Annotated in this window: 7 protein-coding genes, 16 tRNA genes and 2 rRNA genes; 2 read left to right on the plus strand and 23 right to left on the minus strand. The window is 37.1% G+C overall.

Annotation, left to right across the window (positions count from 1 at the left end; genetic code table 11):
* Window positions 1–555: 555 nt before the first annotated feature.
* From P9E47_RS02110 to P9E47_RS02130, 5 genes are all read right to left on the minus strand, one after another.
* Window positions 556–915 (minus strand): hypothetical protein, encoded by a 360-nt coding sequence (locus P9E47_RS02110; protein WP_326162501.1) that lies wholly within the window; start codon window positions 913–915, stop codon window positions 556–558.
* Window positions 916–922: 7 nt separating this feature from the next.
* The gene (locus P9E47_RS02115; RefSeq protein ID WP_326162502.1) at window positions 923–1234 is read right to left on the minus strand and encodes a hypothetical protein; all 312 of its coding nucleotides are present in this window, start codon (window positions 1232–1234) and stop codon (window positions 923–925) included.
* A gap of 137 nt (window positions 1235–1371) precedes the next feature.
* Window positions 1372–1785 (minus strand): hypothetical protein, encoded by a 414-nt coding sequence (locus P9E47_RS02120; RefSeq protein ID WP_326162503.1) that lies wholly within the window; start codon window positions 1783–1785, stop codon window positions 1372–1374.
* 242 nt (window positions 1786–2027) lie between these two features.
* A complete protein-coding gene (locus tag P9E47_RS02125; protein ID WP_326162504.1) occupies window positions 2028–2201 on the minus strand; it encodes a hypothetical protein in 174 nt (57 codons plus the stop codon).
* A 9-nt stretch (window positions 2202–2210) separates the two neighbouring features.
* Window positions 2211–3590, minus strand: a complete 1380-nt coding sequence (locus tag P9E47_RS02130) for a leucine-rich repeat domain-containing protein (protein WP_326162505.1) — start codon at window positions 3588–3590, stop codon at window positions 2211–2213.
* 402 nt (window positions 3591–3992) lie between these two features.
* Between P9E47_RS02130 and P9E47_RS02135 the strand changes: the two genes are divergently transcribed.
* Window positions 3993–4316: a DUF771 domain-containing protein gene (locus P9E47_RS02135; protein WP_326162506.1), complete on the plus strand. Its 324-nt coding sequence runs from the start codon at window positions 3993–3995 to the stop codon at window positions 4314–4316.
* A gap of 105 nt (window positions 4317–4421) precedes the next feature.
* Window positions 4422–5534 (plus strand): tyrosine-type recombinase/integrase, encoded by a 1113-nt coding sequence (locus P9E47_RS02140; protein WP_326162507.1) that lies wholly within the window; start codon window positions 4422–4424, stop codon window positions 5532–5534.
* A gap of 137 nt (window positions 5535–5671) precedes the next feature.
* Here P9E47_RS02140 and P9E47_RS02145 read toward each other — a convergent pair.
* From P9E47_RS02145 to P9E47_RS02230, 18 genes are all read right to left on the minus strand, one after another.
* Window positions 5672–5754 (minus strand) — tRNA-Leu (locus P9E47_RS02145).
* Between the two features lie 27 nt (window positions 5755–5781).
* Window positions 5782–5870, minus strand: a tRNA-Leu gene (locus P9E47_RS02150).
* Between the two features lie 20 nt (window positions 5871–5890).
* Window positions 5891–5965, minus strand: a tRNA-Cys gene (locus tag P9E47_RS02155).
* Between the two features lie 2 nt (window positions 5966–5967).
* Window positions 5968–6042, minus strand: a tRNA-Gly gene (locus P9E47_RS02160).
* Between the two features lie 15 nt (window positions 6043–6057).
* Window positions 6058–6132: transfer RNA gene (locus P9E47_RS02165), tRNA-Gln, on the minus strand.
* Between the two features lie 48 nt (window positions 6133–6180).
* Window positions 6181–6253, minus strand: a tRNA-His gene (locus P9E47_RS02170).
* 17 nt (window positions 6254–6270) lie between these two features.
* Window positions 6271–6344 (minus strand) — tRNA-Trp (locus P9E47_RS02175).
* A 7-nt stretch (window positions 6345–6351) separates the two neighbouring features.
* Window positions 6352–6436 (minus strand) — tRNA-Tyr (locus P9E47_RS02180).
* 3 nt (window positions 6437–6439) lie between these two features.
* A tRNA-Thr gene (locus P9E47_RS02185) sits at window positions 6440–6515 on the minus strand.
* An 8-nt stretch (window positions 6516–6523) separates the two neighbouring features.
* A tRNA-Phe gene (locus P9E47_RS02190) sits at window positions 6524–6599 on the minus strand.
* Window positions 6600–6603: 4 nt separating this feature from the next.
* Window positions 6604–6679, minus strand: a tRNA-Asp gene (locus tag P9E47_RS02195).
* 21 nt (window positions 6680–6700) lie between these two features.
* Window positions 6701–6777: transfer RNA gene (locus tag P9E47_RS02200), tRNA-Met, on the minus strand.
* 170 nt (window positions 6778–6947) lie between these two features.
* Window positions 6948–7023 (minus strand) — tRNA-Val (locus P9E47_RS02205).
* 4 nt (window positions 7024–7027) lie between these two features.
* Window positions 7028–7102 (minus strand) — tRNA-Glu (locus tag P9E47_RS02210).
* Window positions 7103–7119: 17 nt separating this feature from the next.
* A tRNA-Ser gene (locus tag P9E47_RS02215) sits at window positions 7120–7211 on the minus strand.
* A 4-nt stretch (window positions 7212–7215) separates the two neighbouring features.
* Window positions 7216–7290, minus strand: a tRNA-Asn gene (locus P9E47_RS02220).
* 19 nt (window positions 7291–7309) lie between these two features.
* Window positions 7310–7426, minus strand: a 5S ribosomal RNA gene (gene rrf, locus P9E47_RS02225).
* A gap of 236 nt (window positions 7427–7662) precedes the next feature.
* Window positions 7663–7856 (minus strand): 16S ribosomal RNA (locus P9E47_RS02230); the annotation flags it as partial.

A 7856-nucleotide genomic window follows, 5' to 3' on the forward strand; every position in this document is an offset into this window, starting at 1 on the left:
GGAATAATGTGCCCGTTTACAATATTTCCTCCTAGGCTTTTACATTATTAAACTGCTATAATATTTGATTTTTTTTCATATTTATGTATTTTTTACAAATATAGCATAAATTCCTTTTTTTCTCTATTAATTTACCAATGAATACCTAAACTAACATCTGAATGAAGTGGAATACCTTTATATAAGTGATCGGATATACAAAGTAATTAAAATACTGTATATTGGATGCTCGGTTGCTCAGTCGAGTCGATGAGATAGGTTGAGGGGCTCAAGGGGCTTACAAAAATCTGTGCTGCATGATATTATGTGGTCTAGGTGAAATGTTATAATTATTGCTTTAATCAGACTCTCTCTACCTACTATGTTTTAGCTGAACTATATACTCCAAAAAGGTTTTCATCTCGGGAATACCCAAATATCACTAACCGCTCATATTTTATTTGAATATTCAAATAAAATACATCTCCTGATTTTAGGAATAATTACTTTGTTTTTTTGTTCTTGAAACCATTAATTCTTAATTCATAAAAATAAGATGCCGATATTAATGACACCTTAGAATTTATCCTCATAATCCACCTCAACCTCTTCTAGTTCATCCAATAAATCCACTGAGAACTGTTTATATTTGTCTATAATTAAAAAGATTTCACGTGTATTACTAGAAAAATCAATATGTAACCTATCAAATAACTCACCTACATAATAAATATCGATATCAATCTTTTTGTTTCTCCTTTTAAACCATTCTTCAATCTCTTCAAACAACATTACAACAAGCTGTAATTGTTTCTCATTTAAATTCCATTCTATTAAGTCATCAAGACCCAATTTAGTATCAATATTACCAAATAGCGACTTCTCTCTTGCCCAAGGAAACCTCTCTAATATACCTTTTCTAGACAAATGGACCATATTATCATTACTCCCCAACATATATCGAACGATACTTTTCAAATATTTCATCCACTTCGGGGGCTCCAGAAATCTTTTCTACAAATATATATCCTTGAACTTCTTTTATTTCCACTATTACTATTTCTATGGGCTTGTCACGTGATAGAAACCAAGATTCCACCTCCTCAAGAAGCATATTTATCAGATTCAGTTGAGCCTGATTGAAAGACCAAGGTGCTACATCATAGAAGAACCCCTGATCGGAATCATCAATTTCTACATCAACAGATTTTGCCCATGGGAATCTAGCATAGATACTTTCTTGTGTTAATTGCATTGAATTACTTCCCCTCTCTCCGAATATCCATTAGAAAATTGCTTTGTTGTAATATAACTCGGAAATTAGAAGAGATAAAGTAAAAAAAGGTGCTAATCTATAGAGCACCTTCACCATCCACTATAATTCAATTTATTTTACGTTATTAGCCCTCGTTTGTAGAACCTCCTTTTTCTTTCATGAAAACACTTTTCGCATCTTACCATGAGCCACTCATCTATATCATGTAACGACCCCTCTGCTCCACACACTTCACAAACCCCTTCTGACTTAGCCTCATATCTTTCTACGATTTCATATACTTCTGGAATACAGTTTCCGACATCTGTCTGCATTGTGCCATACTTTTCTTTTATTTCGTATAAGTCAATTGATTTTAGTTGTAAGTTTTTTGAATTATAGACTTGTTCTATTTCAGTTAACATCTCACATATGAGGTTATACCATCCCGATTTACAGAAAACTAATCCTAAAACGGAATTCTGTTCATCTAAACTATCTAACCATGAAAATCGCTCATGTAACCTGCACTCCATTTCCTTCCTATCCATTTTCCCACCTACCTTTCAAAATATTTTCTATGCAAATCTACCATTCTCTTTTTGCCACAATCATTACATAAGGTTTTCCATCCATTGACTAATTGTATATACCCTTCTCCACCGCAATCATAACAAGTAGATTTAGATAACTCTTCGTACTTTTTTATTAAATCATAAATATCAGGAATGTCGGTATATACATAAACAGTTAAGACACCAAACTTTTCCTTAACCTGCCTGATAATTAATGATTAGTAGGGTTTGCTTTTATAGATCTCATCAAATTCAGTGAACAAACTCCAGATTAAATTGAACCAGCCATCATTGACTTCAATTTTGCAATATCCGTTAATATATAACGGATACATACTGTCCACTACCCAAGGGAACCTGCTGATCAGTTGTTGAAGAAATTCATGTTTCATTTTTAACACCTACTCTCCCCATATAATTGCTCTGAATTTTTTAGAGAAATCTGAATCCCAAATCTCCCTATTTTCATAACCGAAAGCATCATTGAAATAATATTCATCTCCATCAACAGGTGATAAATCAAACTCTATTGCCCTTACCCTTTTACCATTTAATCCCGTTCTTCTATTTTTCAATAAATCTGTATTAGATATTTTTAACCGAGAAGCCACTTTTTCTACTAAAGTTTCTTCCTCGAACTCAAATCTATAAATCCCATTTATCGTTATACGCCCATTTTCAATAGACCAATTAAATGTATCAACCGTTTCAAAAGATATTTGATACCAATGTACATAGCCTCTTCCATTTTCTTCAAAGGCAAGAATTATATCTTCAAAAGCTGTATGATACAGCACCCCAGGCGACCATTTCCCTATGATATCCTCAGCATCACATAAAAGCATTCCATAGTGTTTACCATTTTTGCGGTTTGTTAAATCATTTAACTTTTCTAAGTCAGACATAGCTTCACTAATATCACTATCAATTAAATTTATTCCTTTTAATGGAGTGTAATCTTCAATGTTGTTATAAGCTAAAAACAAACGACTCAGGTTTGAACTTCGATGTTTCTTTAATGCCGAAATATCTTTAATTTGATTATGTCTAATGTTTATAAAATAAATTCCTTCTATTTCCCCCAATGGGTTAATATCAGAGATTTTGTTGTGTCTCAGAGTTAAATAATAAAGGCTACTAATATCTTTGAGTGGACTGATATCACTTATTTCATTATGAGAAAGGTTTAAATCATTGATAAACTTACAATCCACTAAAGGAGTAATATCACTAATACCACAATTCTCTAAATAAAGTTTCTCCAACCCATTAAAAATATGAAATGTATTTGGCTCTGTTCTTTCCCTTTCATGCTGCTTGAACTGTTCTATATACAAATTTCCAATAGGCGACAAATCTGAGAAACTACAGTTCTGTAAATAAAGGTATCTAAGACTCATCAAACTTTGTAAAAAAGACCATTCCTTATTATCACTGCCTAGTCCATACAATTCTTTCAAATTGTAAAACCCTTTCAAAAAGCTAAGGTTTATTGTTGGAACGTATATATGCAGTGATTTAATATGGACAAAATGCTCCATATCTGCAATCCATTGACCATTATCCGAATCATTTACATTGAAAGTGATGTCGGGGAATATCATACTAAATGCTGCTGAATCCCCAATCCAAGGGATTGGAAAACCTGATGCCTTTCCAACCGTAACCATTATCCCTTTAACAACCGATAAATCTTCTGCTGTAATTCTTTCGGATTTAATATTTAGCAGTTCTTTTACCGACCTTTCAAAACCCCTGTCTTTAAATTCAACAACACCCATCTCATTAACACCTCTTCGACTTAAATAAGTTTAACCAGCACTTTTACCGTTACTCGTGTCTTGTAATATAGCTCAAAAACTTTTTTTTATAAAAGATATAAAAGCTGATTAGAGCCAGTCACAAAAACTAACCAATTTTCCTTAATAAAATCTACGAGTTATTAATTTATCCCCTACATTAATTAATTTATGGGGGATATTTTTTTCAACCCCTACAGTTGTTTCAAGAGATTACTTATACCACTTAGGCAGTTATAAAAAAACTGTCAATACAATTATAAGGTGTTGGTAATTATGGTATTTTCTAATTCTTATTTATTTCTGGGGTTATTTTCTGGGCTAGAGATCTGTAAATCAAATATTTTCTCAAGAATGCTTAAATGTTTTTCGGGGGTAATTTAAATGCAAACTTTAAAGTTAAGCGTAGATGTAACAATACCCGATAAATTTGTAGTTATCACTAAAGTTGAACTAGAGGAACTAGAAAAACAGCAGTTATTAGGAAAGTATTGGAATATGAAGGATTTAGAAAAACAAATCAACAAAAAACATGAATGGATTAAAGAAAATATTCTTTACCCAAATAGATTTAGAAAAATCCTAGATGTCGATAACGGTGGCTTTGTATATTACCCAAAGTCAAAAGGGCAAACATGGTCATTTCACGCACTAAAAATGGCTGAATTTCTAGATAAACATTTCAATCCTATTTTTTCAGAAAATTAATAACTGTCTAGGAAATATTGCTATACATTTAATTACATTCCCTATATCATACGAGTGAACCGTTATTTCACTCGTCATCCAATAATCAAGAAAACAGGTGATAAAATGGCGAGCTATCAAAAAAGAGGTAACTCTTGGCAATACATCGTTAGTCATATAGTAAATGGTAAATCAAAACCTATTAGAAAATCAGGTTTTCGAACTAAAAAAGAAGCTCAAGTTGCAGCTGCAGAAGTTGAGGCTCATTTATCAAAAGGTGTAATGCCCTCTTTAAAAAAGATTCCATTTGATGAATACTTTAAGAATTGGATAACAATTTACAAGAAAAATAAGGTTAGTCTTGTAACACTTGAACATTATAAATATTCATTAAAAGCTGTTAAAGACTATTTTCAAAGTAGAGCAATTCAAGACATCAAGAGACAGCATTATCAAATCTTTTTGAACGAGCTTGGCAAAGGAAAAGCAAAAGAAACAGTTGCCAAAATAAATGGACATATAAAAGCATGTGTTAAAGATGCCATCGAAGAACAAGTAATACAAATCGACTTCACAAGAAAAACAGAGCTCTCTTGGACAGTACAAGAAAAAAAATCAACAGAAAAGCATTTAAATTATGAGGAAAGTGAACGATTATTACAAAGCATATGGAGGAAACTTGATGAAGGATTAGGCTATTCACTGCTGTTATTAGCAATTACTTCAGGCATGCGTTATGAAGAACTCATTGGACTCACAAGGACAGACTTTGACTTTATTAATAATACGATAACTATAAACAAAACATGGGGTTACAAAAAGAATTCTCCAACAGGATTCGGTCCAACTAAAAACGAGCAGTCCATTCGGACTATTAAAATGGATCAAAAAACAATGAGTCATTTTATAAAGCTATTTAAAGTAACACCTACAAACATTAAACAATTAGTATTTTATAGTCCATCTTCAAAGTACAAAGTCATTAGCAATACAAACGCAAATAAGTTACTGAAAAAATTATTAAATGAATTAAAAATTTTTGGAATTACTCTTCATGGTTTAAGACATACGCATGGAAGTGTATTACTCTACAAAAAAGCATCTATCCAATATGTAAGTGAGCGTTTGGGTCATGGAGATATCGAAACAACATTAAAAGTGTATACACATGTTTTAAAAGAATTACGGATTGAAGATGAACAGCTAAGTATGAATACTTTTGAGCAGATGATTGTGTAAAAAAATGTGTAAAAAAATTTCAAATCTCATCGTTTCCTAACGAATACTCTTAAATAAAAAGAAGCTCATAAACCCCGTTATATCAAGGTTTATGAGCTATCTAAAAATTCTTATCGTAACTAAAATTTTCTTAAAAGTACCGGTGGTCGGGGTCGAACCGACACTCCTTTTGGGAACACGATTTTGAGTCGTGCGCGTCTGCCAATTCCGCCACACCGGCATAGGCAATAATAGTATAAAGTTAAAATGGTGCCGAGAACCGGAATCGAACCGGTACGGTAGTCACCTACCGCAGGATTTTAAGTCCTGTGCGTCTGCCAGTTCCGCCACCCCGGCAAAGGGTTATAAAATTAAATTGGAGGCGGCAACCGGATTCGAACCGGTGGATAAAGGTTTTGCAGACCTTGGCCTTACCACTTGGCTATGCCGCCGTTGGAGCGGAAGACGGGATTCGAACCCGCGACCCCCACCTTGGCAAGGTGGTGTTCTACCACTGAACTACTTCCGCAAGTATTGAATTAAATGGCTGGGCTAGCTGGATTCGAACCAGCGAATGACGGAGTCAAAGTCCGTTGCCTTACCGCTTGGCTATAGCCCATTGAATAATATTTATGCCGCTATAGGGCTAATAATTTAGAATATAAGGGGCGACTGATGGGGATCGAACCCACGAGTGCCGGAGCCACAATCCGGTGCGTTAACCACTTCGCCACAGCCGCCATCGTATGAATTTAATTGGCAGGGGCAGTAGGAATCGAACCCACGCTGGAGGTTTTGGAGACCTCAGTTCTACCGTTAAACTATGCCCCTATTAAAATGGTGGAGGGGGACGGATTCGAACCGCCGAACCCACAGGGAGCGGATTTACAGTCCGCCGCGTTTAGCCACTTCGCTACCCCTCCAGCTGGTGCCGGCTAAAGGACTTGAACCCTCAACCTACTGATTACAAGTCAGTTGCTCTACCAATTGAGCTAAGCCGGCAATAAATATGGTGGCTCGAGACAGAATCGAACTGCCGACACGAGGATTTTCAGTCCTCTGCTCTACCGACTGAGCTATCGAGCCACAATGGCGGTCCCGACCGGGATCGAACCGGCGATCTCCTGCGTGACAGGCAGGCATGTTAACCGCTACACCACGGGACCATTAGTATTGATTGTTTTTTTTGGTTGCGGGGGCAGGATTTGAACCTACGACCTTCGGGTTATGAGCCCGACGAGCTACCAGACTGCTCCACCCCGCGATAGTAAAAATTATATAATATTGTACTTCCTTCAAAGTTCGCATAGAAACGACTGTCCCTTCCTCTGCAAGCTTATTCATGGAAGTTAATACGTCGGGACAACTCGAAGCAAATTCACTGATGCTTTGCTCGTTGCTCCACCCCGCGATAATTAAATTTAAAATTTGTAATGGTGGAGGATGACGGGATCGAACCGCCGACCCCCTGCTTGTAAGGCAGGTGCTCTCCCAGCTGAGCTAATCCTCCATATTGGTGACCCGTACGGGATTCGAACCCGTGTTACCGCCGTGAAAGGGCGGTGTCTTAACCGCTTGACCAACGGGCCAAATTATAATTTGAAAATGGCGGAGAGCGAGGGATTTGAACCCTCGAGACAGTGTTAACCGCCTACACGATTTCCAATCGTGCTCCTTCGGCCACTCGGACAGCTCTCCATCATGGCTCCACAGGCAGGATTCGAACCTGCGACCGATCGGTTAACAGCCGATAGCTCTACCACTGAGCTACTGTGGAATGAAGCTGAATTATATATGCCTGGCAATGTCCTACTCTCACAGGGGGACAGCCCCCAACTACCATCGGCGCTGAAGAACTTAACTTCCGTGTTCGGAATGGGAACGGGTGTGGCCTCTTCGCCATCATTACCAGACATATAATTACCAAAGGACAAGTTTTATTATATATAATTCTTGCGAATTATTCAATAGTTTATTCCTTCAAAACTAGATAATCAGCTACAGCTCCCAGCGACTCGTAAACTTCGCTCATCTCCCTACGATAAGTCAACATCGACTCACTACGTTCGTCGTGTTTCCTTTATCTCAGTCGATGCGCTCCAGTTTATACGTCGCTAAACGGTCGCTTTCGCTTTTCTATTTTCCTTAGAAAGGAGGTGATCCAGCCGCACCTTCCGATACGGCTACCTTGTTACGACTTCACCCCAATCATCTGTCCCACCTTAGGCGGCTGGCTCCAAAAGGTTACCCCACCGACTTCGGGTGTTACAAACTCTCGTGGTGTGACGGGCGGTGTGTACAAGGCCCGGGAACGTATTCACCGCGGCATGCTGATCCGGGTTT

The organism is Schinkia azotoformans (genome assembly GCF_035811335.1).
Taxonomy (GTDB): domain Bacteria; phylum Bacillota; class Bacilli; order Bacillales; family Bacillaceae_J; genus Schinkia; species Schinkia azotoformans.

Excerpts from the sequence above, each read along its gene's own strand:
- P9E47_RS02140 (WP_326162507.1), top strand. The coding sequence starts at position 4,422 with ATGGCGAGCTATCAAAAAAGAGGTAACTCTTGGCAATACATCGTTAGT.
- P9E47_RS02115 (WP_326162502.1), bottom strand. The coding sequence starts at position 1,234 with ATGCAATTAACACAAGAAAGTATCTATGCTAGATTCCCATGGGCAAAA.
- P9E47_RS02135 (WP_326162506.1), top strand. The coding sequence starts at position 3,993 with ATGCAAACTTTAAAGTTAAGCGTAGATGTAACAATACCCGATAAATTT.
- P9E47_RS02110 (WP_326162501.1), bottom strand. The coding sequence starts at position 915 with ATGGTCCATTTGTCTAGAAAAGGTATATTAGAGAGGTTTCCTTGGGCA.
- P9E47_RS02130 (WP_326162505.1), bottom strand. The coding sequence starts at position 3,590 with ATGGGTGTTGTTGAATTTAAAGACAGGGGTTTTGAAAGGTCGGTAAAA.
- P9E47_RS02125 (WP_326162504.1), bottom strand. The coding sequence starts at position 2,201 with ATGAAACATGAATTTCTTCAACAACTGATCAGCAGGTTCCCTTGGGTA.
- P9E47_RS02120 (WP_326162503.1), bottom strand. The coding sequence starts at position 1,785 with ATGGATAGGAAGGAAATGGAGTGCAGGTTACATGAGCGATTTTCATGG.